This is a genomic window from Microbacterium sp. Beta (genome assembly GCF_005502545.1).
GTDB lineage: Bacteria > Actinomycetota > Actinomycetes > Actinomycetales > Microbacteriaceae > Microbacterium > Microbacterium oxydans.
The window spans coordinates 25,453-50,996 of record NZ_SCOG01000025.1; the positions used below are offsets into that span (position 1 = coordinate 25,453).

32 protein-coding genes are annotated in these 25,544 nt (G+C 68.3%); 8 read left to right on the forward strand and 24 right to left on the reverse strand.

Annotated elements, in window-relative coordinates:
- Positions 1-22: 22 nt before the first annotated feature.
- The 5 genes from FFS56_RS17415 to FFS56_RS17435 form a co-directional block, all read right to left on the reverse strand.
- Positions 23-769 (reverse strand): amino acid ABC transporter ATP-binding protein, encoded by a 747-nt coding sequence (locus FFS56_RS17415; RefSeq protein ID WP_046749084.1) that lies wholly within the window; start codon positions 767-769, stop codon positions 23-25.
- 254 nt (positions 770-1,023) lie between these two features.
- Entirely contained in the window at positions 1,024-1,986 is a 963-nt protein-coding gene (locus tag FFS56_RS17420; RefSeq protein WP_046749023.1) for a TAXI family TRAP transporter solute-binding subunit, read from the reverse strand.
- Positions 1,983-3,359 (reverse strand): HAMP domain-containing sensor histidine kinase, encoded by a 1,377-nt coding sequence (locus FFS56_RS17425; protein ID WP_127011986.1) that lies wholly within the window; start codon positions 3,357-3,359, stop codon positions 1,983-1,985. The genes FFS56_RS17420 and FFS56_RS17425 overlap by 4 nt, the downstream gene beginning before the upstream one ends.
- Positions 3,360-3,362: 3 nt before the next feature.
- Entirely contained in the window at positions 3,363-4,034 is a 672-nt protein-coding gene (locus FFS56_RS17430; RefSeq protein ID WP_046749021.1) for a response regulator transcription factor, read from the reverse strand.
- A gap of 36 nt (positions 4,035-4,070) precedes the next feature.
- A complete protein-coding gene (locus tag FFS56_RS17435; RefSeq protein ID WP_045263330.1) occupies positions 4,071-4,883 on the reverse strand; it encodes an RNA methyltransferase in 813 nt (270 codons plus the stop codon).
- 57 nt (positions 4,884-4,940) lie between these two features.
- Between FFS56_RS17435 and FFS56_RS17440 the strand changes: the two genes are divergently transcribed.
- Entirely contained in the window at positions 4,941-5,393 is a 453-nt protein-coding gene (locus FFS56_RS17440) for a DUF2809 domain-containing protein (RefSeq protein ID WP_127011985.1), read from the forward strand.
- Positions 5,394-5,401: 8 nt separating this feature from the next.
- Here the strand turns inward: FFS56_RS17440 and rplT are convergent, their stop codons facing one another.
- From rplT to infC, 3 genes are all read right to left on the reverse strand, one after another.
- Positions 5,402-5,788, reverse strand: a complete 387-nt coding sequence (rplT, locus tag FFS56_RS17445; protein ID WP_017202428.1) for a 50S ribosomal protein L20 — start codon at positions 5,786-5,788, stop codon at positions 5,402-5,404.
- 34 nt (positions 5,789-5,822) lie between these two features.
- Positions 5,823-6,017, reverse strand: a complete 195-nt coding sequence (gene rpmI / locus FFS56_RS17450) for a 50S ribosomal protein L35 (RefSeq protein WP_017828564.1) — start codon at positions 6,015-6,017, stop codon at positions 5,823-5,825.
- Between the two features lie 72 nt (positions 6,018-6,089).
- Positions 6,090-6,731, reverse strand: coding sequence for a translation initiation factor IF-3 (gene infC / locus FFS56_RS17455; RefSeq protein ID WP_082108707.1), 642 nt, complete (start codon positions 6,729-6,731; stop codon positions 6,090-6,092).
- Between the two features lie 231 nt (positions 6,732-6,962).
- On the opposite strand from infC, the gene FFS56_RS17460 reads away from it, so the two are divergent.
- Positions 6,963-7,361 (forward strand): DUF1844 domain-containing protein, encoded by a 399-nt coding sequence (locus FFS56_RS17460; RefSeq protein ID WP_046749018.1) that lies wholly within the window; start codon positions 6,963-6,965, stop codon positions 7,359-7,361.
- Here FFS56_RS17460 and FFS56_RS17465 read toward each other — a convergent pair.
- The 7 genes from FFS56_RS17465 to FFS56_RS17495 all read right to left on the reverse strand — a co-directional run bounded on the left by FFS56_RS17465 (position 7,354) and on the right by FFS56_RS17495 (position 12,218).
- On the reverse strand, positions 7,354-7,782 hold the full coding sequence (locus tag FFS56_RS17465; protein WP_127011984.1) for a hypothetical protein: 429 nt from the start codon (positions 7,780-7,782) through the stop codon (positions 7,354-7,356). The genes FFS56_RS17460 and FFS56_RS17465 overlap by 8 nt on opposite strands.
- Before the next feature lie 23 nt (positions 7,783-7,805).
- Entirely contained in the window at positions 7,806-8,603 is a 798-nt protein-coding gene (locus FFS56_RS17470; protein ID WP_127011983.1) for an SseB family protein, read from the reverse strand.
- Positions 8,587-9,333 (reverse strand): bifunctional 1-(5-phosphoribosyl)-5-((5-phosphoribosylamino)methylideneamino)imidazole-4-carboxamide isomerase/phosphoribosylanthranilate isomerase PriA, encoded by a 747-nt coding sequence (gene priA / locus FFS56_RS17475; RefSeq protein WP_046749015.1) that lies wholly within the window; start codon positions 9,331-9,333, stop codon positions 8,587-8,589. The genes FFS56_RS17470 and priA overlap by 17 nt, the downstream gene beginning before the upstream one ends.
- Positions 9,334-9,436: 103 nt before the next feature.
- Positions 9,437-10,072: an imidazole glycerol phosphate synthase subunit HisH gene (gene hisH, locus FFS56_RS17480; RefSeq protein WP_046749014.1), complete on the reverse strand. Its 636-nt coding sequence runs from the start codon at positions 10,070-10,072 to the stop codon at positions 9,437-9,439.
- The gene (gene hisB / locus FFS56_RS17485) at positions 10,069-10,686 is read right to left on the reverse strand and encodes an imidazoleglycerol-phosphate dehydratase HisB (protein ID WP_046749013.1); all 618 of its coding nucleotides are present in this window, start codon (positions 10,684-10,686) and stop codon (positions 10,069-10,071) included. Before hisB ends, hisH begins: the two co-directional genes overlap by 4 nt.
- Positions 10,683-11,768: a histidinol-phosphate transaminase gene (locus tag FFS56_RS17490; protein ID WP_046749012.1), complete on the reverse strand. Its 1,086-nt coding sequence runs from the start codon at positions 11,766-11,768 to the stop codon at positions 10,683-10,685. The genes hisB and FFS56_RS17490 overlap by 4 nt, the downstream gene beginning before the upstream one ends.
- 81 nt (positions 11,769-11,849) lie before the next feature.
- On the reverse strand, positions 11,850-12,218 hold the full coding sequence (locus FFS56_RS17495) for a LysM peptidoglycan-binding domain-containing protein (RefSeq protein ID WP_127011982.1): 369 nt from the start codon (positions 12,216-12,218) through the stop codon (positions 11,850-11,852).
- Between the two features lie 290 nt (positions 12,219-12,508).
- Between FFS56_RS17495 and lexA the strand changes: the two genes are divergently transcribed.
- Together lexA and FFS56_RS17505 are read left to right on the forward strand one after the other, a co-directional pair.
- Positions 12,509-13,195 (forward strand): transcriptional repressor LexA, encoded by a 687-nt coding sequence (lexA, locus tag FFS56_RS17500; RefSeq protein WP_046749010.1) that lies wholly within the window; start codon positions 12,509-12,511, stop codon positions 13,193-13,195.
- 127 nt (positions 13,196-13,322) lie between these two features.
- Positions 13,323-15,203, forward strand: a complete 1,881-nt coding sequence (locus tag FFS56_RS17505; protein ID WP_127011981.1) for a prolyl oligopeptidase family serine peptidase — start codon at positions 13,323-13,325, stop codon at positions 15,201-15,203.
- 21 nt (positions 15,204-15,224) lie between these two features.
- On the opposite strand, the gene smpB is transcribed toward FFS56_RS17505, so the two are convergent.
- From smpB to ftsE, 3 genes are all read right to left on the reverse strand, one after another.
- Positions 15,225-15,701 carry an SsrA-binding protein SmpB gene (gene smpB / locus FFS56_RS17510; protein ID WP_046749008.1) on the reverse strand — a complete coding sequence of 159 codons (477 nt, stop codon included), beginning with the start codon at positions 15,699-15,701 and terminating at the stop codon, positions 15,225-15,227.
- 63 nt (positions 15,702-15,764) lie between these two features.
- The gene (ftsX, locus tag FFS56_RS17515; RefSeq protein ID WP_046749007.1) at positions 15,765-16,679 is read right to left on the reverse strand and encodes a permease-like cell division protein FtsX; all 915 of its coding nucleotides are present in this window, start codon (positions 16,677-16,679) and stop codon (positions 15,765-15,767) included.
- Positions 16,676-17,824: a cell division ATP-binding protein FtsE gene (ftsE, locus tag FFS56_RS17520; protein ID WP_046749006.1), complete on the reverse strand. Its 1,149-nt coding sequence runs from the start codon at positions 17,822-17,824 to the stop codon at positions 16,676-16,678. The genes ftsX and ftsE overlap by 4 nt, the downstream gene beginning before the upstream one ends.
- A gap of 184 nt (positions 17,825-18,008) precedes the next feature.
- Here ftsE and FFS56_RS17525 point away from each other — a divergent pair, with 184 nt between their 5' ends.
- Positions 18,009-19,070, forward strand: a complete 1,062-nt coding sequence (locus FFS56_RS17525; RefSeq protein WP_046749005.1) for a DUF2510 domain-containing protein — start codon at positions 18,009-18,011, stop codon at positions 19,068-19,070.
- Between the two features lie 198 nt (positions 19,071-19,268).
- Positions 19,269-20,363, forward strand: a complete 1,095-nt coding sequence (locus FFS56_RS17530; RefSeq protein ID WP_164734144.1) for a DUF2510 domain-containing protein — start codon at positions 19,269-19,271, stop codon at positions 20,361-20,363.
- A 52-nt stretch (positions 20,364-20,415) separates the two neighbouring features.
- Here FFS56_RS17530 and prfB read toward each other — a convergent pair whose 3' ends face one another.
- On the reverse strand, positions 20,416-21,525 hold the full coding sequence (gene prfB, locus FFS56_RS17535; protein WP_046749003.1) for a peptide chain release factor 2: 1,110 nt from the start codon (positions 21,523-21,525) through the stop codon (positions 20,416-20,418).
- Between the two features lie 121 nt (positions 21,526-21,646).
- On the opposite strand from prfB, the gene FFS56_RS17540 reads away from it, so the two are divergent.
- Together FFS56_RS17540 and FFS56_RS17545 are read left to right on the forward strand one after the other, a co-directional pair.
- Positions 21,647-22,906, forward strand: a complete 1,260-nt coding sequence (locus FFS56_RS17540) for an MFS transporter (protein ID WP_046749083.1) — start codon at positions 21,647-21,649, stop codon at positions 22,904-22,906.
- Complete coding sequence (locus FFS56_RS17545; RefSeq protein ID WP_137772307.1) at positions 22,903-23,463, forward strand: NUDIX domain-containing protein; 561 nt, start codon at positions 22,903-22,905, stop codon at positions 23,461-23,463. Before FFS56_RS17540 ends, FFS56_RS17545 begins: the two co-directional genes overlap by 4 nt.
- A gap of 9 nt (positions 23,464-23,472) precedes the next feature.
- On the opposite strand, the gene FFS56_RS17550 is transcribed toward FFS56_RS17545, so the two are convergent.
- From FFS56_RS17550 to FFS56_RS17570, 5 genes are all read right to left on the reverse strand, one after another.
- Positions 23,473-23,856 (reverse strand): hypothetical protein, encoded by a 384-nt coding sequence (locus FFS56_RS17550; protein ID WP_171011067.1) that lies wholly within the window; start codon positions 23,854-23,856, stop codon positions 23,473-23,475.
- 50 nt (positions 23,857-23,906) lie between these two features.
- Positions 23,907-24,365 (reverse strand): hypothetical protein, encoded by a 459-nt coding sequence (locus tag FFS56_RS17555; protein ID WP_046749000.1) that lies wholly within the window; start codon positions 24,363-24,365, stop codon positions 23,907-23,909.
- A complete protein-coding gene (locus tag FFS56_RS17560) occupies positions 24,334-24,735 on the reverse strand; it encodes a TadE/TadG family type IV pilus assembly protein (RefSeq protein ID WP_046748999.1) in 402 nt (133 codons plus the stop codon). The genes FFS56_RS17555 and FFS56_RS17560 overlap by 32 nt, the downstream gene beginning before the upstream one ends.
- A 1-nt stretch (position 24,736) precedes the next feature.
- The gene (locus FFS56_RS17565; RefSeq protein ID WP_137772306.1) at positions 24,737-24,949 is read right to left on the reverse strand and encodes a hypothetical protein; all 213 of its coding nucleotides are present in this window, start codon (positions 24,947-24,949) and stop codon (positions 24,737-24,739) included.
- A gap of 22 nt (positions 24,950-24,971) precedes the next feature.
- Positions 24,972-25,544 (reverse strand): type II secretion system F family protein (locus FFS56_RS17570; RefSeq protein WP_249352997.1); only part of this gene is annotated, 573 nt, incomplete at its 5' end.

A 25,544-nucleotide genomic window follows, 5' to 3' on the forward strand; every position in this document is an offset into this window, starting at 1 on the left:
TGTGTGTGAGTGTGCGGGCGCGTCAGTGCGTGAGGAGCTTCGAGAGGAAGTCCTTGGCGCGATCGCTCTTCGGGTGCGTGAAGAACTCCTCGGGAGTCGCCTCCTCCACGATCCGTCCGTCCGCCATGAACACGACGCGGTCGGCGGCCTTGCGCGCGAAGCCCATCTCGTGCGTGACGACGATCATCGTCATCCCGTCCTGGGCGAGTTCGACCATGACGTCGAGCACCTCGTTGATCATCTCGGGGTCGAGAGCACTGGTGGGCTCGTCGAACAGCATCACCTTGGGCTGCATCGCGAGAGCGCGGGCGATGGCCACGCGCTGCTGCTGACCACCGGAGAGCTGGGCAGGGAGCTTCGAGGCCTGCTGCGCCACGCCGACGCGCTCGAGCAGCATCATCGCCTCCTTCTCGGCGTCGGCCTTCTTGATGCCGCGCACCTTGATCGGTCCGAGAGTCACGTTCTCGAGGATCGTGAGGTGGGCAAAGAGGTTGAACGACTGGAAGACCATGCCGACGTCGGCGCGCAGATGAGCCAGGCCCTTGCCCTCGGCCGGGAGTTCCTTGCCGTCGATGCGGATGCTCCCGCTGGTGATCGTCTCCAAGCGGTTGATCGTGCGGCACAGTGTCGACTTCCCAGAGCCGGACGGGCCGATCACGACGACGACCTCCCCCGAGTTCACGGTCAGATCGATGTCGGTGAGCGCCTGGAAGTCGCCGTAGTGCTTCTGGACGTTCTCGACCACGACGAGCGGGGTATCAGAGGTCATCATTTCTCCAAACTAGCCACGTCGGGCGCGGGTCTCCAGGCACCTCGGTGAGATTTACACGTTCGTAATCACCTGATCGCGGCACCAATGCTGCTGTGCATGGGTACCCCGCGGCCCGCCCCCACGGGCCGCGGAATCGTCCTGCTGCGATGCCCCAACGACAGTTGTGCAGCAGGCGACGATCGTGCGCGATCGACCTCACAATGGCAGAGCGCCGGCCCCGCTGTCAGACTTCTTGAGGATTTCTTGAGCAGTCAACCGCGCAGGTCGCGGTAGTAGTCGATCGCACCATCGTGGAGAGGGACCGGACCGGTGAAGATCGCCGAGCGCCGATCCAGCAGCGCCGCGGTCGGCACCTCCCCCGCGATGCGCAGTCGCGCGTCGAAGAGCCCGGCCAGGACATCGTGCACGACGGCATCCGGCGTGGACGCGGCGGTGACGAGATAGTTGGGAACGGCCATCGTCGGCGCGGAGTCCGGCAGGCCGTATGTCCCCGCGGGGACATCGGCCTGCCGATAGGCATGCGAGTACCGTTCGTTCACGGCATTGACCCACTCGGGCTCGATCGGGAGCAGACGCACCGGAGCCCGCGAGGACAGTTCGGCCACGCCGGGAGTGGGCAGGCCCCCCACCCAGAAGAAGCCGTCGATCTCACCACGCTCCATCGCACCGATCGACGCGCTGAGGTCGAGCTGGGGGTCGCGGACGGAATCGAGCGCGACGCCTGCCGCGTCGAGCACTCGGCCAGCGATCACGTTGACGCCGGAGTTCTCGGCGCCGAGTGAGATGGTGCGGCCGGCAAGATCGCCGATGTCGTCGATGTCCGAATCCCCCCGCACCACGACCTGAACGTACTCGTCGTACAGGCGGGCGAGAGCCTCCACCTCCAACGGCCGCTCGAAGGCGCCGGTGCCCGACACCGCGTCGGCGGCGGCATCCCCCTGCGCGAATCCGAGCAGGGCCTCGCCCGAACTCACCCGCAGCAGGTTGTCGACCGATCCCGCGGTCTCCTGCGCGACCATCCGGAGGTCCAGCCGGTCCGACAGCTCTTCCGCCAGGTGGCTGCCGTAGTCGTAGTACACACCGGTCGAGCCCCCGCTGGCGATCGCGTACTCGACGTCGCTCCACTCGTCGGAGCGAGGGACGCACGCGGTCAACCCGGTCAGCAGCACGAACGCGAGTCCTCCCGCGAGAAGTCCCCTGGCGGCCGACCTCATGGCGTGGACCCGTCGTGCAGGACGAGCGCGACCTCGAGTCCGCCACCCTGTGCCGAAGAGACCGCCAGCTCTCCCCCGATCGTCGCCAGCAGATCGCTCGCGATCGCCAGCCCGAGTCCTGACCCCGGTGTATCCCCGGTGTCGACGTTGCGCCAGAACCGGTCGGTCGCCGCAGCTGCCTGCTCGTCGGTGAGGCCCGGACCGTGATCGCGGACCGTGATCCGACAGACGCTTCCTTCCCGTCTCGCCCCGATCTCGATGTGCGCCCCCTCGGGCGAGAACTTCACGGCATTGTCGATCACGGCATCCAGCGCGCTCTCCACGATCGTGCGGTCGGTCACGCTCATCACCGATGACACACCGGTGGGGCGCAGCCCGACTCCGCGCTGAGCCGCGACATCGCGCCATGCTTCCCGGCGACGAGCGGCCAGAGTCGCCAGATCCACAGCGGAGATGGTCGAGTCGCCACGGCCGCCGCGCGCGAGGCCGAGAAGTGTCTCGAGGATGCGGGTCATCCGGCGCCCCTCCTCCCTCGTCTCCTCGACGTCGCCCTGCCACTCGTCGCCGAGTCCCGTCGCCAGATGCTCCACTCTCAGGAGCAGAGCATTGAGGGGGTTGCGCAGTTCGTGTGAGGCGTTGAGCGCGAACTCCTGCTGCCTCGTCATCACCCGTTCGATCTCGTCGGCCATGCCGTTGAACACGTGCGCCATGCGGCGGAGCTCCGGCGGACCGTCGTCCGCAGCAACGCGCGCGTCCATCTCGCCGCGCTCAATCGCGACCATGGCCTCGTCGAGTCGGCGCACCGGCGAGAGCACCCAACGCGCGAGCCGGAACACCAGGAGCACGCCGAGCGCGATGAGCACGCCCGCGATCGCCGAGATGAGCAGGAGCTGGTGCAGGATCGCGGCGCGCGGAGCCGCCACATCTCCGGCGACGAGCACGGCGCCTATCACGTCACCGTCATCGAACACCGGCTCGGCCAATGCGGAATCCGAGACACTCCACGGGAACACCACCGTCGGCTGCTCGGCTCGTCGACCGGAGAGCGCCAGCTTGACGCGCTCGGCATCGTCTTCGCGAAGCACCGCCGGGTCCTGATCCGCTGCGGCCCACACGCCGCCCCCGAGATCGAACACGGTCACCTCGATCCCGTAGACCTCGCGGAACCGCTCCACCTCCGCCTCGATCACGGCAGCACTGCCGGAACGCAGAGCCTGGCGCGCGCTCGTGACGAAGTAGCCGAGGTCGCCGATCTGCTGCGCATAGAAGGCCTGCTGCACGCTCTGGGCGGCGCTCCACCCCGCGGCACCGCCGAGTCCGGCCAGGATCGCGACGAGCGGTATCAGGAACACGAGGATGAGGCGACGACGCACGACTCAGGACCCTGCCAGCCGATAGCCGACCCCGCGGACCGTCTCGATGACCCCGCGGACCCCGGTCTTCTTCCTGATCGCCCCGACGTGCACCTCCAGAGAATGGCCGAATCCTCGCCAGTCGGTGTTCCACACCTCGCGGATCAGCCGGTCCTTCGGCACCGCCACTCCCGGGTAGCGGGCCAGGACGGCGATGATGTCGAACTCCTTGCGCGTGAGGTCGATGGCCGCGCCGTCGACCAGCACCTGGCGAGCGATCAGATCGACCTGCACGCCGCCTCCGTGGAGCAGGACGCGCGCATCCGCCTCGGGCCTCATCGGCCTGGATCGCCGTGTGACCGCCTCGATTCGCGCCAGGAGCTCGTGAACATCGTAGGGCTTCACCACGAAGTCATCGGCTCCGGCGCGGAGCCCTTTGATGCGCTCCGCGACCTGACTGCGGGCGGTCACGATCACGATCGGGACCTCGGAGCGGCCCCTGATCCGGCGACACAGGTCGACCCCGTCGACGTCGGGCAGACCGAGATCGAGCAGCACCACCTCGGTGTCCGCTCCGAGAAGACCCAGTGCAGACGCTCCATCCGCCGCACGGACGGTCGCGTACCCGGACCGGGCGAGAAACGCCTCCAGTGCGCCTGCGACCCGGTCGTCGTCTTCGACGATCAGAATCCTCATCGACTCCGCTTCCCGCTTCCCCCGGCGTCCGTCACCTCAGTCGACGGACGTCGCCCGCTGAGCGAATGCGCTTTCATACAGGCAGACGCTGGCGGCCGTCGCCAGATTGAGCGACTCGGCTCGGCCGAAGATCGGAAGCTTGAGCACGCGGTCCGCGAGATCCAGCGCCTCGTCTTCGAGTCCGCGCGCCTCGTTGCCGAAGAGCCATCCCGTCGGCTCGGCCAGCACGCCCTCCGCGCGCGCTTCCAGCAGGTCATCGCCCTTCACGTCCGCCGCGAGGATGCGCAGACCTGCGGCGTGAGCACGCTTCACGACTTCGGCGAGGTCGCCCCCGACCGAGACGGGAAGGTGGAACAGGGACCCTGTGGTCGCGCGCACCACCTTCGGGTTGTACGGATCGACGGTGCGACCGGTCAGGACGACGGCATCCGCACCCGCGGCATCTGCTGCCCGGATGATCGTGCCGAGGTTCCCTGGATCCCGCACCTCCTCGCAGATCGCCACCAGTCGCGGCGAGGCGTCGAAGATGTCGCGCACCGACGTCGGCGTCTGCTGCACGACGGCGACGAGGCCTTGCGGTGTGACGGTGTCGGCCATGGCGTTGAGCACGTACTCGGTGACGTACTCGACCTCGATGTCCGCCTCTGCGGCCTTCGCGCGGATGTCGGGGTGCCGCTCCCAGCCGTTCGGCGTCGCGAAGAGCTCGACGATCGCCTCGGGACGGTAGGTGAGCGCCTCGCGCACCGACTGCGGGCCTTCCAGAAGGAACAGGCCTGTCTCAGTCCTCGCGCTGCGTTTGGTCAGCTTCGCGACAGCACGGACTCGGGGCGAACGGGGGTTCTCCAGCACGATCACAGTCTAGGGAACGCACGGCCCTCTCCCGCACCATCCGGGTAGGGTGCCTGCATGACGATCGATGCCGCGGTGAGGAGCTCCCGTCGGCGGATCGTCCTCGCAGTGCTCGCCGTCGCGACGGTCGCGATCGGGCTCGTCATCCATCGCAGTGCGGGCGGGGTCGTGGGCGACATCATCGGCGATGCGCTGTACGCCGTGCTCATCTATCTGCTCGTCGCCCTGATCGCCGTGCGGCGGCGCCCCCTCGCGCCGGCCCTCGTCGCCTTCGTGTTCTGCGCCGGCGTCGAACTGTTCCAGCTCACCGGTATCCCTCGCGAGTGGGCATCGGCACTTCCCCCGGTCCGACTCGTCCTCGGCTCCGGATTCGATGGACGGGACATAGCCGTATACGCGAGTGCCGTCGCCGCGGCCGCCCTCGTCGATCTCGCGGTCAGCCGCGCGGCAGTCCTCGCCACGCCGGGAAACGCCACAGGGCGCCCTCCCGAAGGAGAGCGCCCTGTGTGAAGAGGTGCTTACGCAGCCGACTTCGGCGCGTTGACGTCGGAGGGAAGAGCCTTCTTCGCCGTCTCGACCAGCGTCGTGAACGTGGCAGCGTCGTTGACCGCGAGGTCGGCGAGCATACGACGGTCGACCGTGACACCCGCGAGGCCGAGGCCCTGGATGAAGCGGTTGTACGTCATGCCGTTCTGGCGGGCCGCAGCGTTGATGCGCTGGATCCACAGACGACGGAAATCGCCCTTGCGCTTGCGACGGTCACGGTACGAGTAGACCAGCGAGTGGATGACCTGCTCTTTGGCCTTGCGGTAGAGGCGCGAACGCTGTCCGCGGTAACCGGAGGCGCGCTCGAGGATGACCCGGCGCTTCTTGTGGGCGTTTACTGCCCGCTTGACTCTTGCCATTTTCCTGTGTTCCTATTCGTGCGTTCGGCGCGCGTCAGCGACCGAGAAGCTTCTTCGCGACCTTGGTGTCAGCCTTCGACAGGACCTGGTCCTGGTTCAGACGACGCGTGCGACGGCTCGACTTGTGCTCGAGGTTGTGGCGCATCCCGGCCTGCTGCTTCTTCAGCTTTCCGCTGCCGGTGATCTTGAAGCGCTTCTTAGCACCCGAGTGGGTCTTCTGCTTCGGCATCTTCTCTTCCTTCGTATGGCGCCTTCTCAGGCGACGGTGTCAACCCGCGGTGCGGGAGTTCTGGGGCGGGTACTACTCCGCAGTGGTGGCGGCGGCCTCGTTCTTCGCCTCGCGCGCAGCCTGCTTCTTGTCCGCGCGCTGAGCATCGCGCACGGCGTTCTGCTCCTGCTTCGCCTCGGACTTGCTCTTGAGCGGAGCCACGACCATCACCATGTTGCGACCGTCGATGGTCGGGTTCGACTCGACGGTGCCGAACTCGGCGACGTCCTCGGCGAACTTGCGCAGCAGACGCACACCCTGCTCGGGACGCGACTGCTCGCGACCGCGAAACAGGATCATGGCCTTGACCTTGTCGCCGGCCTTGAGGAAGCCCTCGGCACGCTTGAGCTTGGTCGTGTAGTCGTGAGCCTCGATCTTCAGACGGAAGCGCACTTCCTTGAGGATCGTGTTCGCCTGGTTGCGGCGAGCTTCCTTTTCCTTCTGGGCGGCCTCGTACTTGAACTTGCCGTAGTCCATGATCTTGACGACGGGCGGCTTCGAGTTCGGGGCGACCTCGACGAGGTCGAGATCGGCTTCCTGCGCGAGGCGCAGTGCGGCTTCGATGCGGACGACGCCGATCTGCTCACCCGCGGGGCCGACGAGGCGGACCTCGGGGACGCGGATGCGCTCATTGGTACGGGGATCGCTGATGCGGAACTCCTTAGACGATGTGATTCGGCCACCGCGACGCTGTCTGCATCACGGGCGAAATCGGAATCGTCCCCACCCACCGGCATTCAGACGCCGGCTCCGCACCCTGTCTGCCGGCTCCTTCTTTCGAACGGAGCCGGTGGAGTGCAAGACCCGGTAGCCTTGAACGGCAAGCGCGGGTGGGAAGTGAATCCTCTTTCGTTCCGGAGCATGACGCTCCGGAGCCCGCCAAAGTCTAACAGAAAGCAAGGCGAAGTGACGAACCAGGCACCGGACGAGGCGGCACGCGAGCGCGAAGAGCGTTGGGCACGTCAGGAGGAGGCCGCATCGTCGGCCACCCGTGACATCGCCGATGTACCCGCAGTCGAGGTGATCACCACCGCCGCCGTGCACCTCATGAGCGCGGCAGCCGTCAAGCTCGGGCTCGCCGACGATCCGGACGCCGCAGCGCAGCTCGACCTCGACGAGGCGCGCAAGCTCATCAACTCCCTCGCCGGGCTCATCACCGCCGGCGCTCCGGAGATCAGCGACATGCACGCGCGGTCCCTGCGCGACGGTCTCCGCTCACTCCAGCTCGCCTTCCGCGAGGCGTCCACGATCCCCGATCCGATCGGCAAGGGACCGGGCGAGAAGTGGACCGGCCCGGTCAACTAGCTGCCGCGGGCTCGACGACCAGAGGGTCGGCCGAGGCCGGGCCGGGGCACTGCCCTTCGGTGCGAGTCCAGGAGATCTCCTGTTCCGACTCATGGATGACGGCACCCTGCGCATCGAACAACCGGATGTCGACCAGGTCGGGAGTGGACATGTCGAGGGACATGCTCCACGTGCCGTCGGCCGACGGAGACGCCGAGAACAGGTTCGCGGACGAGCTCGCATCTTCCCCCGGCCCCGGTGAGCACTGCCCGTCCGCGCAGAACTGGAGGTCGGTCGCCGCCGGGAAGGCGCTCACGTCGACGACGACCGTGCTGATGTAGGCGATCGTCGGGCACGCGTTGACCACGCAGCCGGAAGTGCCGGCGACGGCGCCTCCGAGCAGCACGACGGCGGCGAGGGCTCGCAACAGAGTCCGGGGCATGTCCCCGAGCGTAGCGAAGCGGTTCAGGCGCTGCGGCGGAGCTTCACGGTGAGGGAGTCGACGAGCACGGCGATCCGGTCGTCCGATGCCCAGCGAGACGCGAGACGCGAGAGCACGGCGTCGAGCACCTCGCGTTCGAGTCCGTCGACCAGCTCGAGGACCACGATGAGCTCGGGCCCGCGCAGACGGGCGTCGGGGTCCCCGGAAGCCACAGCCACGTCGATGACGGCCAGTTCGTGGGCCACGCTCTCCTGCAGCGCCGTGAACACCTCGGTCGACAGGAAGCTCGGCTCCCAGCGCTGCTCCTGAGCGATCGTCCACACGGCAGGACGCCGGATGACGAACTCGGTGTCGGACGTCGGGTCGAGCACGATCAGGTCGGTGTCCTCCGACGAGGCGGCCAGCGCCGCGCGGATAGCCTCGACGGGGATGGGTCGCGCCGTCGGGTCCCACGCCTGCATCGCCTGGACCGACGAGAACACCGGCTGCACGCGCCGACCATCCGGAGACGCGACCGTGACGATGGAGAGCTCCTGCGTCTTGTCAACGGTGAGGCCGTTGGGGGCGATCCCCTCCTCCCCCTTCTCCGCGATGAGGGGCACCAGCACACGGGCGGCACGGAAGGCGTCGACGACCTCGGACTGGCTGCCCTCGCCGGCGCGGAAGCGCAGCAGCGCCGCCAGCAGCGCGGGGTCGGCGGAACCGTCGTCCGCGGCGTGCGGATTCGACTCGAAGCTGCGCCCCTCCCACGGGACGCCTGCTGAATCGCCGTGGTTGTGCGGCTCGGGGCCGCACGCGTGCGCGTCAGTCTCCTGCGACATCCAGTGCCTCAGCCAGCGTGAAGGCGCCGGCGTAGAGTGCCTTGCCGACGATCGCGCCCTCGACGCCCAACGGCACGAGGTCGCGGAGCGCGGCGATGTCGTCCAGGCTCGAGATGCCGCCTGACGCGACCACCGGCTTCGGGGTGCGGGAGGTGACCTCACGGAGAAGGTCGAGGTTCGGACCGCGGAGGGTTCCGTCCTTCGTGACGTCGGTGACCACGTAGCGGCTGCAGCCGGCGTCTTCGAGGCGGTCGAGCACCTCCCAGAGGTCCCCGCCCTCCTTGGTCCATCCGCGGGCGGCGAGCGTCGTTCCGCGCACATCGAGACCGACGGCGATCGCCTCGCCGTAACGGCCGATCACGTCGGCAGCCCACTCCGGATTCTCCAGCGCCGCCGTGCCCAGGTTGATCCGCGTCGCGCCGCTCTCCAGAGCCGCCTCCAGCGTCGCGTCGTCGCGGATACCACCCGAAAGCTCGATGTTCACGCCCTTAAACTGCTTGATGACCTTGCGCAGGATCGGCGCGTTGCTGCCCCGACCGAAGGCCGCGTCGAGGTCGACCAGGTGGATCCAGGAGGCGCCCTGCGACACCCACTCCCCTGCGGCGTCCAACGGGTCGCCATAGCTGGTCTCGGTTCCGGCCTCGCCCTGAGTCAGTCGGACGGCCTTGCCCCCGGCGACATCGACCGCGGGAAGGAGCGTGAGCGAGGGGGACTGCGCGAAGTCGTTCATGGGGTCCTTGGATCGGGAAGCTCTTCGGCCCGGTGCGGGCACGAGAACCGAGGGTAGTCCGCCGGGCGGCGGGGAACAAAACGGGTGACGTCGGTGGGCGTCGTCAGAGACTCTCGACCCAGTTGCGCAGCAGCTGGATACCTGCTTCGCCGGACTTCTCCGGGTGGAACTGCGTCGCCGACAGCGGGCCGTTCTCCACGGCGGCGAGGAAGGGATCGCCGTAGGTCGTCCAGGTCAGGACGGGTTCCGGGAACGGCGGCATGACATCGAGCTGCCAGGACTGGGCGGCGTAGGAGTGCACGAAGTAGAAGCGCTCCTGCTCGATGCCGCGGAAGAGCACGCTGTCGGAACCGGGCGCGACGGTGTTCCAGCCCATGTGCGGAAGCACCGGCGCGTTGAGCTCGGTGACGGCTCCGGGCCACTCTCCGAGCCCAGCGGTATCACGCCCACGCTCGACGCCGTGCTCGAACAGCACCTGCATCCCGACGCAGATGCCGAGGACCGGACGGCCACCGGCCAGACGGCGGTCGATGATCTCGTCGCCTCCGTGCGCACGCAGGGCATCGCGAACCGCCTGAAACGCGCCGACGCCGGGAACGACCAGGCCGTCAGCCTCGAGGGCGGTGGTGCGGTCGCGCGTCAGCACGGCGTCGGCACCGGCAGCCACGAGAGCCTTGACGGCCGAGTGGACGTTGCCCGACTCGTAGTCGAACACCGCGACGCGAGGAGCCGACGTCACAGCGCGCCCTTGGTGGACGGAATGCCGTCGACGAGCGGATCCAGCGCCTTGGCCTGACGGAACGCACGCGCGAACGCCTTGTACTCCGCTTCCGCGATGTGATGCGGGTCTCGGCCGCCGAGCACACGCACGTGCACCGTGAGAGCGGCATTGAACGTGATGGCTTCGAAGGAGTGGCGGACGAGCGACCCTGTGAAGTGTCCGCCGATCAGGTGGTGCTCGAACCCCTCGGGCTCCCCCGTGTGCACGAGGTACGGGCGGCCCGAGATGTCGACCACGGCCTGCGCGAGCGCCTCGTCGAGGGGGACGAGGGCGTCTCCGTACCGGGAGATGCCGGACTTGTCGCCGAGGGCTTCGAGGATCGCCTGTCCGAGCACGATCGAGACGTCTTCCACGGTGTGGTGTGCGTCGATGTGGGTGTCACCGGAGGCGCGCACGGTGAGGTCGGTCAGCGAGTGCTTCGCGAACGCCGTGAGCATGTGGTCGAAGAAGGGCACCGAGGTGTCGATGTGGCTCGCGCCGGTCCCGTCGAGGTTCAGCTCGAGCTCGACGGTGGACTCCGACGTGCGGCGCACACGGCTCGCGGTGCGCGGGGTCGGTGCGGAAGTGCTCATGAAGCCGATCCTATCGAGGCCAGAGCATCGAGGAACGCGGTGGTCTCGGCCTCGGTGCCCGCGCTCACCCTCAGGTGTCCTGGGATGCCGACATCGCGTACCAGCACCCCCTGGTCGTACAGCTGCTGCCAGATGGCCTTCGGGTCGGAGACTCCACCGAACAGCACGAAGTTCGACCAGGATTCGTGCGGCTGGTAACCCAGCGCCTCGAGAGTCGCCGTGATGCGGTCGCGCTGCTCGACGATCTCCTCGACCATGCCGAGCATGACGTCGGCATTGCGCAGCGCCGCGATGGCCGCCGCCTGGGTGAGTGCGCTCAGGTGGTACGGCAGACGCACCAGCCGCAGCGCGTCGATGAACGCCGGGTCGGCCGCGAGATACCCGACACGGGCCCCGGCGAACGCGAAGGCCTTGCTCATCGTGCGCGAGACGGCCAGACGCGGCCGCCCCTCGAGCAGCGTCAGTGCGGAGACCGCGTCATGCGGCGCGAACTCCTGGTAGGCCTCGTCGACGATCACTATGCCCCTGGCAGCCTCGTACACCGCTTCGATGACGTCGAGTCCGAGCGGCGTGCCGGTGGGGTTGTTGGGAGAGCACAGGATGACCACGTCCGGCTCGGCGGCCCGCACCTGCTCGGCCGCCTCCTCCGGAGTGATGGTGTAGTCGGGCTGACGCGTGCCGGCGATCCACCGCGCACCGGTGCCCTGCGCGATGAGCGGGTACATCGAATAGGTCGGCGCGAACCCGAAAGCCGTGCGACCAGGGCCTCCGAAGGCCTGCAGGATGTGCTGGAGCACCTCATTGGACCCGTTGCCCGCCCAGATCTGCTCGGGGACGAGACCGTGGCCCAGGTACTCCGCGAAAGACTCGCGAAGCGTGGTGAACTCACGATCCGGGTAGCGGTTGACATCACGGATCGCGACGGCGATGTCATCGAGGATGTCGCTCGCCACCGCATCGGGGATCGGATGCGTGTTCTCATTCACGTTGAGCGCGATGGGAAGCGGCGCCTGTGGAGCACCGTATGGCTTCAATCCGCGGAGATCGTCACGTAGCGGGAGATCGTTGAGGGAGAGGGTCACCCTTCCCATGCTAGGCGGCGCTTGAGGTTGATGACGCAAAGTCGCCGCCCCAGAAACTCCTCGTCTGAGCCCTCCGCCGGATCAGCGCGCGTACTGAGCCGGGATCGCCAGAGTCTGCCCGATCTGCAGCTCCCCACCGCGCAACAGGTTCATCCGGCTGATGTCGCCGATCACATCGCGCGGGTCGGCGTCGGGCGCGACGCCGGTGGCGATGGACCAGAGCGTGTCACCGGGCATGACGGTGACGGTCTCGACGCCGACGGGTGCGGTGTCGGCACCCGACGCGACCGCGCTGCCGCCGCTGAGCGCCGCGAACGCGATGCCGGCGGCGAGGGGCACCGACGCCAGGGCGAGCAGTACAGCGCGACCACGCGTCGTCAGCCGGAGTCTCGTCGAAGGACGGGGCGATGCCGAGATGACTGCTGCGGTGCTGAAGCCGATGCTGCTCATGTGGTGCTCCTTAGCCTGTCCCGGAGCGGTGAGGCTGCCGGGGAAGTTGGCGTAGCGTTCGCATTCACGACTCGGCCGGGAGCCGGGAATGCGAAGCTACGTACCGAAGATATCTTCGAGTTCGAACATCTGTCAAGTATTCTTCGAAACCACATCGGGGAAAGAGGCCGACACGCTCGAACAGATCTTCCAGATCGGCCCGATTCTCGGATACGGTTTCGATAAGGACACCCCACCACGGGCCTCCGACATTCGAAGAGGGACGTCGGATCACGCACTGAAGGAGCACCATGAGCGAGAACTCTGCCGCCGAGTCGGAGGCACCGCGCACGCGCCGCCGGAAGAGCCTCAGCCCGAAGCAGATGGCGATCCTCGAGGTCATCCAGAACTCGATCGCGAACCACGGCTATCCGCCGAGCATGCGCGAGATCGGAGACGCCGTCGGTCTCAAGTCCCTCTCCAGCGTCACCCATCAACTCGGACAGCTCGAGCTGAGTGGCTACCTGCGCCGCGACCCGGGGAAGACCAGGGCGATGGAGGTGCTCATCGATCTGCCGGGCGCCAGCACCGAGAACCCGGCCGACGTCGCGACTCCCGTAGGCGACGCCGCGCTCGTCCCCCTGGTGGGACGGATCGCCGCCGGCGTGCCGATCACCGCGGATCAGCAGGTCGAGGAGATCTTCCCGCTCCCCCGCCAGTTGGTGGGCAAGGGCGACCTGTTCATGCTCAAGGTCTCCGGCGAGTCGATGATCGACGCCGCCATTTGCGACGGCGACTGGGTCGTGGTCCGCTCCCAGAACAGCGCGGAGAACGGCGAGATCGTCGCGGCGATGCTCGATGGCGAGGCGACGGTCAAGGTGCTGCGCCGCCGGGACGGCCACACCTGGCTCCTCCCCCGCAACTCGGCATTCGAACCCATCCTCGGCGACGAGTCCGTCGTCCTCGGCAAGGTCGTGGCGGTGCTCCGCGCCGTCTGACCCTCGATCCGGTCAGCGCAGACCGGGCCTGGTCGTGTCGGTGACCGTCTTCCCTTCGCGCGCTTCCACAGTGGTCGGGCCCACGGCGTGGCCGCACACGCGGTGCGACGCCGCATAGGCTCGAGACATGTCGTCGTCCCCTTACGGTTCTTGGTCATCCCCGTTCTCCGCCGCCTCGGTCGCCGCGTCTTCACCGCGCATCGACGGCGCCCGTTTCGTCGGCTCGGAGATCTGGTGGGGCGAGTCGGTGCCGGCCCAGAAGGGCCGCGTGACGGTGCGGAGCTCCTCCGGAGCCGAGATCCTCCCCTCCCCCTGGAGCGCACGCTCACGTGTGCACGAGTACGGCGGGGGTGCGTGGACGGCGGACGAGCACGGCACGCTCTACTTCGTCGACGCGAACGACCAGCGGGTTCATCGTCTGAGCGTGGGAGGCGAGCCCGTTGCTCTCACCCCTCCCGGGCCCTCCCACGGCGGCCTGCGTGTGCAGTCCGGTCGACTGCTGGCCGTGCGCGAAGACCTCTCCCGCACGCCGCATCTCCGAGCGATCGTCGAGATCCCGCTCGACGGCTCCGCAGCCGAGGATGCGTCCGCGATCACGGTGATCGTGCAGGGCGATGGTTTCTTCGCCCACCCCGCGCTCTCCCCCGACGGCACCCGCGCCGCGTGGGTCGCGTGGGACAGGGGCCGCATGCCGTGGGAGGACGCGCACGTGCAGGTCGCCGAGGTCGGTGAGGACACTCCGCGCACGATCCCCTCACGGGCGGCGCTGCAGCCGGAGTGGCTGAGCGACTCGGAGCTGCTCTTCGCCGATGATCCGGGTGGGCGCTGGGCCCTGCAGCGCATCTCCCTGGACGGTGTGGTCCCGGTCGGCACCGCACGGCAGGTCTCACCCTCGGACGCCGACACGGGCTATGGACTCTGGGTCCTCGGCAACCGCTGGTATCAGCTGCTCGACGACGGCCGCGTCGTCGCCGTCCGGACGAACGGGCGCGACGAGGTCGTGGTGATCGATACCGATGATGCTGCCGACGACCGCGTCGACGTCATCTCGTTCCCCGGAGACGGCCATGTGAGCGTCGACGATGTCGACGGCACCCGCGTGCTCCTCTCCGGCAACGGTTCGCGTGCGAACGCCGGGCTGTGGTGCGTCGACGTCGTATCGGGTGCCACCGTGGCGGTGCGCGGCGGCGAACCGGTCGATCCGCAGTGGATGCCCGCTGCGATGCCGATCGAGATCCAGGGCCCGCACGGAGAGGTGCACGCGTTCGCGTACCCGCCGGCGAACCCGCACGCGACGGCTCCCGATCACGAGCTCCCGCCCTACATCGTCCTCGTGCACGGAGGGCCGACGGCGCACGTCACCGGGGCGGCGTCCGAGGCGATCGCGTTCTACACGAGCCGCGGCATCGGCGTGCTCGACGTGAACTACGGAGGATCCACGGGGTACGGCCGCTCGTACCGTGAACGTCTCGACGGCCAGTGGGGCATCGTCGATGTCGACGACGTGATCGCCGCGGCCCGCGGTCTGGCGGACGCGGGCCTGGCCGACCCCGACCGGATCGCGATCCGCGGCGGGTCGGCCGGCGGCTGGACCGTGCTGTCGGCGCTGGTGCGGGGCGGAGCCTTCGCTGCCGGGATCAGCCGCTACGGGGTCGCCGATCTGCGCATGCTCGTCGCGGAGACCCACGATTTCGAGGCCTCGTACATCGACGGTCTGGTCGGTCCCCTCCCCGAGCACGAGCACCTGTACGTGGAGCGTTCACCGCTCACGCACGCCGACCGGATCGACGCGCCCGTGCTGCTGCTGCAGGGCGGCGAGGATCGCGTGGTTCCGCCCTCGCAGTCCGAGGCGATCCGAAACGCGCTCGCGGCACGCGGAGTCGACCACGAGTATGTGCTGTACCCCGCCGAGGGGCACGGATTCCGCAGCGCCGACACGATCGTCGACGCCCTCGAGCGCGAGCTGACGTTCCTCGGCCGTGTGTTCGGCTTCGAGCCGCGTCTGTGAGGGCGGCTTCCCCCGCGAGGGTCACTCCCCCACGCGGTTGCGCAGACGCATGGCGCGGTCGGCTTCGCGGGTGTCCTGACGCTCACGCAGGGTCTGTCGCTTGTCGTACTCGCGCTTACCTTTGGCGAGGGCGATCTCGACCTTGGCGCGACCGTCGGAGAAGTACAGCTTCAGCGGGATGAGGGTGTATCCCCCTGCCGAGACGGCGTGGGCGATCTTCGCGATCTCCTCACGGTGCAGCAGCAGCTTGCGGATGCGCTTGGCCGAATGGTTCGTCCAATGCCCCTGCGAGTACTCCGGGATGTGCACCGAGTCGAGGAAGACCTCGTTCCCCTTGACGAACGCGTAGCCGTCGCTGAGGTTGGCTCGTCCCTGACGCAGCGACTTGACCTCGGTGCCGGTGAGCACCATCCCCGCCTCGTACGACTTCTCGATGGCGTAGTCGTGACGTGCGCGACGATTGGTCGCGACGACCTTCTCTCCGCGTTCCCTGGGCATGATGCTCTCCTGTTGCCGTGATGAGCCCGATCGATCGATCCGACCGCGCAGCCTTTCAGGCTATCAGGTGCGCAGCCAGCGTCGGATCGCGAAGCCCGCGGACAGGGCGGCGAGGATCACTCCGATGCCGATCAGCACCGGGACGACCAGTGCCGCGTCCTGCATCGTGACCCACGTCGTGATGAACGGCACCCTTCCCCGCAGATAGCCGTTGACGCCGAAGTGCACGCCGGCGACGACCGCGGCGCTGGCCAGAGCCGACCCCAGGAAGGCCGCGAACACGCCCTCCAGCACGAACGGGGTCTGGATGAAGCGGTTGGAAGCTCCGACGAGGCGCATGATGCCGATCTCCTTGCGCCTCGCATACGCGGACAGGCGGATCGTCGTGCCGATCAGGAGAGTCGCGGCGATGAGCATGAGCACGGCGATCCCGACCGCGATGTAGGTCGCGACGGTCAAAGCGGAGAACAGGGGCTCCAGGTACTGCAGCTGATCCTTCACCTGCTCGACCCCAGCTTGTCCGCTGAAGGCTTCGGCGAGCACCTGGGACTGGCCGGGATCCTTCATGGTCACGAAGAACACTTCGAAGGCCTGGTCGGGAGTGAGCACGCTCGCCTGGTCCGCGCCGAGCTGGTCGACGAGTTTGGCGTAGGTCTCTTCCTTGGTGTCGAAGGTCATCGAGCTGATGAGCGGTTTGAGCGCGTCGCCCTCGAGCTGCGCACGCACGGCTGCGACCTGCTCCTCGCTCGCCGCACCGTCGAGACACGTCTCGGATTCCGACACGGCCGAGCACATGTACACAGCCACCTGGGCGCGCTCGGCCCAGTAGCCGCGCATGACGCCGATCTGCCCCTGCATGAGGATCGCGGCGCCCACGAAGGTCAGGGAGACGAAGGTGACCAGCACGACGGAGATCACCATCGAGATGTTCCGCCGGAGTCCGACGAGGGCTTCGGTCAGGATGAGTCCGATTCTCATGAGGTCGGGCCCACTTCCTCGTCGTCCTCGTCGGAGAGACCGAGGCGATCCGCGACACCGAGTTCGGCGACGTCGACCGTCGGCAGGACGATCGGATGCGTTCGCGGGCGTGCCGCCGGAGCGGGTTCGACGGCCGAAGGCGGCTCGACCACCGCGGGAGGTTCGACGGCAGCGGGAGGCTCGACCACGGCGGGGGGCTCGACGACGTTCGCAGCTGCGCCCTCCTGCACCGCGGGCTGCGGCTCCGGCGCTTCGACCGTGCGCGGGGCGGGCGGAACCACCGTCTCCCCGTCGCGATCGACTGCTGCCGCAGCCTGACGCTGACTGGCGAGCTCTTCTGCGAGTGCGGCACGCACCACCGAGAGATCGGCGGTCTGGCGCTGCACCTCCTGGACGGCGGTCAGTGCGGCAGCGGCTGCCGCACCACGCACTTCCTCTGGCACGAGGCGCGGGATGTTGGACGTGTCGCCGTATCCGCCATGCACCTCATCGCGGACCATCTCGCCGTCGCGCAGCTCGATCACGCGGCGCTGCATCTGATCGACGAAACCGGCCTCGTGGGTGGCCATCAGCACCGTGGTGCCCCCCGCGTTGATGCGGGCGAGCAGCTGCATGATGTCGACCGAGGTCGCAGGGTCGAGGTTTCCGGTCGGCTCATCGGCGAGCAGAACCTGGGGCCGATTGACGAGAGCGCGCGCGATGGCGACGCGCTGCTGCTCACCGCCCGACAGTTCGTGGGGCATCCGCTTCTGCTTACCGTCGAGGCCCACCAGAGCGAGAGCCTCAGGCACCGCCTGTTGGATGAAGCCGCGGGAGGCACCGGTCACCTGGAGCGTGAACGCGACGTTCTGATGGACGGTCTTCGACGGGAGGAGCCGGAAGTCCTGGAACACCGACCCGATATGGCGGCGGAAGTACGGCACCTTGCGGTTCGCGAGGGCTCGCAGGTCCCTCCCGAGCACGGCGACCCGTCCCGAGGTGGGGACGTCCTCGCGCAGGATGAGGCGCAGGCAGGACGACTTGCCGGAACCCGAGGCCCCGACGAGGAAGACGAACTCCCCGCGCTGCACTTCGAAGTCGACACCGGAGAGGGCGGGCTTCGACGTCCCGCGGTAGCGTTTCGTGACGTTCTCGAACCGAATCATGGCGCTACGAGCCTAAGCGCGGGCTCTCCCCTGACGGCGAGCGACACCCCGCACAGGCACGTCCGCCCTCCGCCCGGATGGGGATTGCTCCCCATGCACACGCCACCGCCGCGTCACCTGCCACTGCTATACATGAAGATGCCGACCGCACGAAGCGGTCGCCGAGTTCTTTCGAGGGGGAGCCATGACGACACCTGCAGGTTGGTACGACGACGGATCCGGACGGCAGCGCTGGTGGGACGGCCAGCAGTGGACGGAACACTTCGCCCCTGAGGCGACGGATGCGGGGTCGGCCTCTGAGGAGCCGAAAGTCTCCGAGACCACGCCGATCGAGGACACGGTCATCGAGGAGACGGTGATCGGAGACACGGCGATCGAAGACACGGTGATCCGTCCGTCCGAGGAGACGGTGATCATTCCCGAGGAGCACGGCTCGTCGGCCCCCGCGGACCAGGGCGATGTCGATGCTGCGGGTGCGACCGCCGCGACGACCCCGCTCGGCGACGACCTCGGCGCCTACTCCGCGCCGGCGGCCCCTCCCGCATACCCGGCAGCCGCCCCCGGACAGTCCACGGACGCCTACCCCGGCGTCGCACCCGCCTACCCCGGCACCACGACGGGCTACCCCGCCGCCGCCCCCTACGGGCAGCCGGTCTCCGAGGAGCCGAAGAAGCTCTCGGTCCTGGGGCTCGTCGGTCTCGGTGTCGCTGCGCTCGGCACGATCCTGGTCTTCATCCCGGTCGTCGGATTCATCGGCTTCGTGCTGCTCGCGGCCGCCTTCGTCGTCTCGCTGATCTCGCTCTTCCTGAAGGGCAAGAAGTGGCCGGGCATCGCGGGCCTCGTCCTCGCGGTCGTCGGCACCATCATCGGGATCATCATGTCGTTCGTCTACCTCTTCGCCTTCGCACAGGGCGTGAGCGAGGAGATCGACAAGCTGCCCACCTCCTCCCCCTCGATCGAGGCATCGGCACCGCCGGAGAGCGAGGGGCCCGACGCCGGTGTGCGTCCGACCTCGCCGGAAGTGGCGCAGGGACTGACCGCCATCCTCGCCTCGTCGGGCGCTGAGGGGTACACGGAGCCCCAGGTGTCCTGCCTCGCCGATCTGCTCGTGGCCTCGGATCTCGACAACGCGACGTTGCGCACGATCGCGGACAGCGACGGCAATCTCACCGACACGGACGCTCTGTACGGTGTCGCCGAGGTGCTCAGCGATACCGAGGCGATCACGGCCTGCCTCGTTCCCTGAGCGACGTCAGCTCAATTCAAGAAGGCCTCGAGGGCAATGCTCTCGAGGCCTTCTTCGTGTGATCGAACCGGTATTCGACACAGGGGCGTCCCCGGCGCTACCGTCATCTTTGACGGCCGCCCCTCGCAGAACGGCCGGCGTCGCGAGGACGACCTCACCACGCAATCGCCGACCGAGAAAGACGCACGGGAACGCCTGATGACAACACCTGCCGGCTGGTACGACGACGGCTCCGGGAACCGACGGTGGTGGGATGGGCTGAGCTGGACGGAGCATGTCGTCACCGGGCACCCCGCTGCCGTCACGGAATCGGAGGTCACGACCTCGACTGCCGAGGACGCGCACGTCGCTGCTGACCCGACGGCTCCCGCAGCGGCGACGGACCCCGGGGTCCCGACGACCGCCGCCACGGGTCAGCCCCTCGGGACCGTGGCCGACCTCGAACCCGCGCCCTTCGCCCCGCCGTACACGCTCGCGCACCAGATGCCTGCCTCCCCCGCCGGGACGGTGCCCTCGAACGGTGCGATCTCCGCTCCATACGGCGGGTATCCGGCAGCCTCGTGGCCCACGCCTTCCACCCCGCAAGCCCGCCCCGGCGTCCCTGTCGTGGGCATCATCGGCCTGGCAGCCGTGGTCATCGGCGTCGTCTGCGCGTGCATCCCCGTGATCGCGATCGCCGGGTGGGCACTCCTCGCCGTCGGGTTCGTGATGTCGCTCGTCTCCCTGTTCCTGCGCGGGCGGAAGTGGCCGGGCATCACCGGTCTCGCCCTCGCTGTGATCGGAGCCGTGCTCGCGGCTGCCGTGTCGCTGCTGCTGCTCGCCGCGACATCGTCGGACGGTGCTTCGTCCGCGATCCCGAGCGAACGGCCGACGGATGGAGGCACGTCCACGGAACGTCCGGACCCGTCCGCGATCGAGGGCGCCGAGATGACGAACTTCGCCGATCTCGAGGTCGGTGACTGTCTGCCCCTGGTCGTGTACGACGAGGACGAGCTCGTCTTCGAGCTGCCCGTCGTGCCCTGCGAGCAGCCGCACACCGACGAGGTCTTCTTCATCTACGACGTGGAAGACGGTGAGTTCCCGGGCGACGACGCCCTCACCGAGACCTCGTGGAACGGCTGCTACGAGGCGTTCCAGGCGTACGTCGGCACCTCGTACGAGGCCTCGGAGCTCGACTTCTACAACTACCAGCCGACGAAGGGCACGTGGATCCGGGAGGGGGACCGCACCGTGCAGTGCATCCTCTTCAGCTATGACGATGTGACCGGCACCCTGCGGGACTCCGGTCGCTGACCACAACGATACGAAGAAGGCCCCGGATCGCTCCGGGGCCTTCTTCGTGGACTCAGTCCTCGGTCTTGCGCTTGCGCCAGCGGATACCCGCCGAAATGAAGTCGTCGAGGTCGCCGTCGAAGACCGCAGCCGGATTGCCGGATTCCTGGCCGGTGCGGAGGTCCTTGACCAGCTGCTGGCCGTAGAGGAAGTACGAGCGCATCTGATCGCCCCAGCTCGCGGTGATGTTGCCCGCGAGTTCCTTCTTCTTCGCAGCCTCCTGCTCCTTCTGCAGCAGCAGGAGTCGCGTCTGCAGCACGCGCATGGCGGCGGCACGGTTCTGGATCTGCGACTTCTCGTTCTGCATCGACACGACGATGCCGGTCGGGAGGTGCGTTAGGCGCACGGCGGAGTCGGTCGTGTTGACCGACTGCCCACCCGGGCCGGAGGAGCGGAACACGTCGACGCGGATGTCGCTCTCCGGGATGTCGACCTCTGTGGCCTCTTCCATCAGCGGGATGACCTCGACGGCGGCGAACGACGTCTGCCGCTTGTCGGCGGAGCCGAACGGACTGATGCGGGCGAGACGATGCGTTCCGGCCTCGACCGAGATGGTGCCGAAGGCGTAGGGAGCGTCGATCTCGAAGGTCGCCGACTTGATGCCGGCGCCCTCCGCGTAAGACGTGTCCATGACCTTGACGGGGTACTTGTGCCGCTCGGCCCAGCGCAGGTACATGCGCATCAGCATCTCGGCGAAGTCCGTGGCGTCGTCGCCGCCGGCCCCGGAGCGGATCGTGATGATCGCGGAGCGCTCGTCGTATTCGCCGTCGAGGAGCGTCTGCACCTCGAGCTGGTTGATCAGATCGGTCAGCGCAGCGAGCTCCGTGCGGGCCTCCTGCGCTGAGTCCTCGTCGCCCATCTCGTTCGCGAGACCGACCAGCACTTCCAGGTCGTCGAGACGCTGGGCGATGCCGGTGATGCGGGCGAGCTCCGACTGGCGGTGGCTGAGGGCGCTGGTCACCTTCTGCGCGTTCTCGGTGTCGTCCCAGAGGTCGGGAGCGCCGGCCTCCTCGCTGAGACGCGCGATGTCGTCGCGGAGACGGGAGACATCGACGACCTCGCTGATGTCGCCGAAGGTGTGCCTGAGCGCCTGGATTTCGGCGGAGAGATCTAGTTCGAGCATGACACCTCAGCCTAACGTGCCGCCTGCCCGCACGGGGACGCCATCGTCCGGGAGCTCCGGGCAACGGGAGTAGCGTGAAGTCGTGAGCAGCGCATCGACGGTCCTTCGGCAGTTCGGACCGATGGTGTATCTGCCGACCATCCTGTTCTCGCTCGGCGAGGGTGCGGTGATCCCGCTCATCCCGGTGCTCGCCGTCTCCATGGGAGCGGACGTGGCGTTCGCCGCCCTCGTCGCCTCCTGCCTCGTCATCGGCCAGCTGTGCGGGAACCTCCCCGCCGGATGGGCGGTCGGCAGGATCGGCGAGCGCTACACCATGGTGATCGCCGGGGTGATCTCGATCGTCGCCGGCATCGGAATGGTGTTCGCGCCATCGCTCGGTGTGCTGGCGGCTTCGGTGTTCCTGCTGGGCATCTGCGCGGCGGCCTTCGGCCTCGCCCGGCACGCGTTCATGACCACGCGGGTTCCTGTCGCCTTCCGCGCGCGGTCGCTCTCGCTGCTCGGCGGGAGCTTCCGCCTCGGCATCTTCGTCGGTCCGTTCATCGCGGCAGGACTGCTGCAGCTCTTCGGCAGCGAGAGCGCAGCGATCTGGTTCTTCCTCGGCTGCCTCGTGGTGATGGTCGCGCTGGTCCTTTTCGGGCCCGATCCGGAGAAGATGGTCCCGCCGGTCACGACGGCCACGCGCGAGCGCTATGCGGAGGACTCCGGCGAGGCCGTGAGCGGTTCGATCCCGACGGTCGAGCGCCTGGGCATCTTCCAGACGATGTGGCGCCAGCGTGCGGTGCTCGGACGCCTCGGCCTCGCCGCCGCTTCGCTCTCCGCCGTCCGGTCGGCCCGCCAGGTCGTGCTCCCCCTGTGGGGGCTGTCCCTGGGATTGGACGCATCGACCATCGCCCTCGTCGTCGGTGTCTCCGGGGCCATCGACTTCGCGCTCTTCTATGCGAGCGGCCAGGTGATGGACCGGTTCGGCCGATTGTGGGCGGCGATGCCGGCGATGGTGCTCATGGGAGCGGGTTTCCTGGCGCTGTCGTTCACGCACGACGGGGACGCGGCTGTGCTGTGGTTCGGCATGTTCGCCGCGGTCCTGGGTGTCGGCAACGGCCTGTCCAGCGGCATCCTGCTGACTCTGGGGGCGGATGTCGCGCCGAAGCGGGATCCCGCCGCCTTCCTCGGTTCGTGGCGCACGCTCACCGATGCCGGCGGGGCGATCGCCCCGCTGCTCGTCTCGGCGATCACGGCGGTGGCTTCGCTCCCGTTCGCCGCGGCCACGATGGGCGCCATCGGCCTGGTGGGTGCTCTCGGGTTCCTGCGCTGGATCCCGCAGTTCGTCCCTCGAGCACGGCCCGAGTCCGGCGAAGAGCCGCCGGAAGGAGACCCGGAATGATCCCGAACCTTGAGGCGGATGCTCATCGCCTCGTCGCGACCTTCGTCCCCCGATCCGCACGAGACCGCGCAGCGCAGGCGGACTTCGCCTCGTTCTTCGATGCCGACGGCGGGCCTGTGCACCGCGAGGCAGGCCCTGACCACCTCACGGCATCATGTGTGGTGTTCGATGCCACGTTCCAGCACACGCTGCTGGTCTTCCACCGCAAGGGGCAGTTCTGGGTGCAACCGGGAGGCCACGTCGAGGACGGAGACGCATCGGTCATGGCCGGCGCGCTGCGGGAGTTGCGCGAGGAGACCGGGATCGTGGTGGACCCGGCGGACGCGCCCCTCGCCTACGACCTCGACCACCACGGCCTGTCTTCGCGCTTCGGCGCATGCGCCTCGCACCTCGACATCGGGATCGCCGTCGTGGTCGACCGAGAGTCGGCGCTCACCGTGAGCGAGGAGTCGGAGGACCTGCGCTGGTGGCCCGTCGATGCCCTGCCAGCGGAGGTGCCACCCCAGCTCGTGCCCCGTCTCACCGGACTGCTCACGCAGCTGCAGAGCCCGCGCTGAGCGGGGTTCTCACCGCAGCGCCGTGCGGCTGGTGGCCGTCGACTCGAGCGGGAGTCCGTCAGGCACGAACAGGGACACCAACGGCGGATGCCATTGTGCGGCGACGGTGACGCGCGCCGTGACGCCGTCGGGCGTTCCGGCAGCGGTGAGCGAAGCATCGCCCGGCACCGCTACCACGAGCGACGCGGCCTGTTCTTCGACACCGGCGTCGGTCAGCTCGGCTCGCGCGCCGCCGTCGCGAACCATCAGCGTGAATCCGTCAGCCCCGGCGAGTGCAGCGGAATCGGCGAGCGCATCCAACCGCTTCTGGGCGATGTAGAGGTCGGTGGCGCAGACACACACGAAGATCACGGCCAGCGCGAGCAGCACATACCCGAGCGTGAGGAGAAGCACACTCCCCTCGTCATACTCGATCCCGGCGCCGAGGGTGCGACGGCCCGGCGTCACCGTTCGGTACCCCACTGTCTGGACATCTTCTGCACGGCCTCGGCCTGAACGGCGACGGCGGTTGACCTGTCGAGGCCGATCACCTCCGGCATCAGGGGCAGCCGTACCCGCGTGGAGATGGAGACGACGATCGTCGCGCCAGCCGCCGGGCACTCGAGAGACTGCGGTGTGCAGGAGAGCGTCAGGTCGACCGTGTCCTCGTCCAGACCGTACTCCTCGACGATGCCGGCGAGCACTGCGTCGCTCCGTTCCGCGGCCGTCGTCGCGTCCGGAGCACGGGCGATCACACGAGCGATGTGCCGCGCTGCCGCCTCCGCTCCGAAGGTCTGCTCCTGGATGGCGCCGAGCGCGATCACGAGATAGATGAGCGGGACCAGCAGGATCACCCCGGCTGCGATGAACTCGAGGGCAGCCGATCCCTCGTCATTCCTCCCCGAACGTCTCGGCAGGTGCATGCGCCTCCACCTCCATCGCGAGGGGAATGCCGATCAACCCCAGCAGGGGGAACGTCGTACGGACTCGGACGTCGACCGTCTCGTGCGGCGCGATACCGGAGACTCCGATGCGGACGTCATCGGCATACTCCGACCCGACCGCGCGCGAGATGACCTCCCGGGTGACATCCACACCCTCTTGCGGCGTCGTGTCGGCGAGTGCAGCGTGGTAGGCCCCCTCGACGGCGGCATCGTGGACCACGTTGCGCACGTACACCGCGAATGCGAGCTGCAGCACCGCGAGCGTGAGCGCGGTCAGGAGGGTGCCCACGAGCACGAACTCCACCGGAGCCGACCCGCGATCATCCGCGCACACACGCCGGTCGTCCATCTCAGAGTCCCGACACCCGCTGGATCGCCTGCTCGAACAGCGACGTGAGCGCGGGGCCCGCGACGGCCCAGATGAGCACCACCAACCCGGCGGTCATCAATGTGACGAGGACCCAGCCGGGGACGTCCCCGGTTTCATCCGCGAAGAATGCGCGGAGCCGAGCAGTGGTTCCCGTCGATGTGAGTCGCCCGCGGTCACAGGTGGGTGTCGTCATGGTGGATCCTTTCGTTGAGGGGTCAGCCGATGCCGAGACGGAGGATGAAGAGCCCGGGATAGACGGCGAAGAGCACGGAGAGCGGAAGTATCAGGAAGACGAGCGGGAGGAGCATCAGGATCTCCTTGCGCCCCGCCTGCTCGATCAGCACACGCTTCGCGTCTTCCCGTGCATCCGACGCCTGGGCATGCAGCACTGCGGCGAGCGGTGCACCGTGCTCGAGTGCGGCGATCACCTGATCCACGACACGTGACAGGCCGGGAAGCTGCAGACGTCGCGCCATCTCGTTCAGCGCGTCGGCCAGCGGCGACCCGGTGCCCACGGCGAGCACCACGTGACGCAGTTCGGCGGTCAGTTCACCGGAGCCCACCTCGGACACCCGGCGCAGCGAATCGAGGAACCCCTCCCCCGCGGAAAGACAGAGGGCCAGGAACTCGAGTGTCGTCGGCAGCTCATCCGTGAGCCGCACCCGTCGCGCCTTGGCCCGCGCGGAGAGCTGCAGGTCGTAGGCGGCGGCCGCCGCCGCCCCGCACAGCAGAGGCATCACGCCCGTCGGCACGGAGAGGCGGCCCGTGAGTGCGAGCACGGTCACCCC

Excerpts from the sequence above, each read along its gene's own strand:
- FFS56_RS17465 (WP_127011984.1), bottom strand. The coding sequence starts at position 7,782 with ATGCCCCGGACTCTGTTGCGAGCCCTCGCCGCCGTCGTGCTGCTCGGA.
- ftsE (WP_046749006.1), bottom strand. The coding sequence starts at position 17,824 with ATGATTCGGTTCGAGAACGTCACGAAACGCTACCGCGGGACGTCGAAG.
- FFS56_RS17430 (WP_046749021.1), bottom strand. The coding sequence starts at position 4,034 with ATGAGGATTCTGATCGTCGAAGACGACGACCGGGTCGCAGGCGCACTG.
- FFS56_RS17525 (WP_046749005.1), top strand. The coding sequence starts at position 18,009 with ATGACGACACCTGCAGGTTGGTACGACGACGGATCCGGACGGCAGCGC.
- lexA (WP_046749010.1), top strand. The coding sequence starts at position 12,509 with ATGAGCGAGAACTCTGCCGCCGAGTCGGAGGCACCGCGCACGCGCCGC.
- priA (WP_046749015.1), bottom strand. The coding sequence starts at position 9,333 with ATGAACGACTTCGCGCAGTCCCCCTCGCTCACGCTCCTTCCCGCGGTC.
- smpB (WP_046749008.1), bottom strand. The coding sequence starts at position 15,701 with ATGCCCAGGGAACGCGGAGAGAAGGTCGTCGCGACCAATCGTCGCGCA.
- FFS56_RS17545 (WP_137772307.1), top strand. The coding sequence starts at position 22,903 with ATGATCCCGAACCTTGAGGCGGATGCTCATCGCCTCGTCGCGACCTTC.
- FFS56_RS17420 (WP_046749023.1), bottom strand. The coding sequence starts at position 1,986 with ATGAGGTCGGCCGCCAGGGGACTTCTCGCGGGAGGACTCGCGTTCGTG.
- rpmI (WP_017828564.1), bottom strand. The coding sequence starts at position 6,017 with ATGCCGAAGCAGAAGACCCACTCGGGTGCTAAGAAGCGCTTCAAGATC.
- ftsX (WP_046749007.1), bottom strand. The coding sequence starts at position 16,679 with ATGAGAATCGGACTCATCCTGACCGAAGCCCTCGTCGGACTCCGGCGG.
- rplT (WP_017202428.1), bottom strand. The coding sequence starts at position 5,788 with ATGGCAAGAGTCAAGCGGGCAGTAAACGCCCACAAGAAGCGCCGGGTC.
- FFS56_RS17495 (WP_127011982.1), bottom strand. The coding sequence starts at position 12,218 with ATGAGCAGCATCGGCTTCAGCACCGCAGCAGTCATCTCGGCATCGCCC.
- FFS56_RS17415 (WP_046749084.1), bottom strand. The coding sequence starts at position 769 with ATGACCTCTGATACCCCGCTCGTCGTGGTCGAGAACGTCCAGAAGCAC.
- FFS56_RS17505 (WP_127011981.1), top strand. The coding sequence starts at position 13,323 with ATGTCGTCGTCCCCTTACGGTTCTTGGTCATCCCCGTTCTCCGCCGCC.
- FFS56_RS17470 (WP_127011983.1), bottom strand. The coding sequence starts at position 8,603 with ATGTCGCAGGAGACTGACGCGCACGCGTGCGGCCCCGAGCCGCACAAC.
- FFS56_RS17540 (WP_046749083.1), top strand. The coding sequence starts at position 21,647 with ATGGTGTATCTGCCGACCATCCTGTTCTCGCTCGGCGAGGGTGCGGTG.
- FFS56_RS17565 (WP_137772306.1), bottom strand. The coding sequence starts at position 24,949 with ATGACGACACCCACCTGTGACCGCGGGCGACTCACATCGACGGGAACC.
- FFS56_RS17560 (WP_046748999.1), bottom strand. The coding sequence starts at position 24,735 with ATGGACGACCGGCGTGTGTGCGCGGATGATCGCGGGTCGGCTCCGGTG.
- prfB (WP_046749003.1), bottom strand. The coding sequence starts at position 21,525 with ATGCTCGAACTAGATCTCTCCGCCGAAATCCAGGCGCTCAGGCACACC.
- FFS56_RS17530 (WP_164734144.1), top strand. The coding sequence starts at position 19,269 with ATGACAACACCTGCCGGCTGGTACGACGACGGCTCCGGGAACCGACGG.
- hisB (WP_046749013.1), bottom strand. The coding sequence starts at position 10,686 with ATGAGCACTTCCGCACCGACCCCGCGCACCGCGAGCCGTGTGCGCCGC.
- FFS56_RS17555 (WP_046749000.1), bottom strand. The coding sequence starts at position 24,365 with ATGCACCTGCCGAGACGTTCGGGGAGGAATGACGAGGGATCGGCTGCC.
- FFS56_RS17440 (WP_127011985.1), top strand. The coding sequence starts at position 4,941 with ATGACGATCGATGCCGCGGTGAGGAGCTCCCGTCGGCGGATCGTCCTC.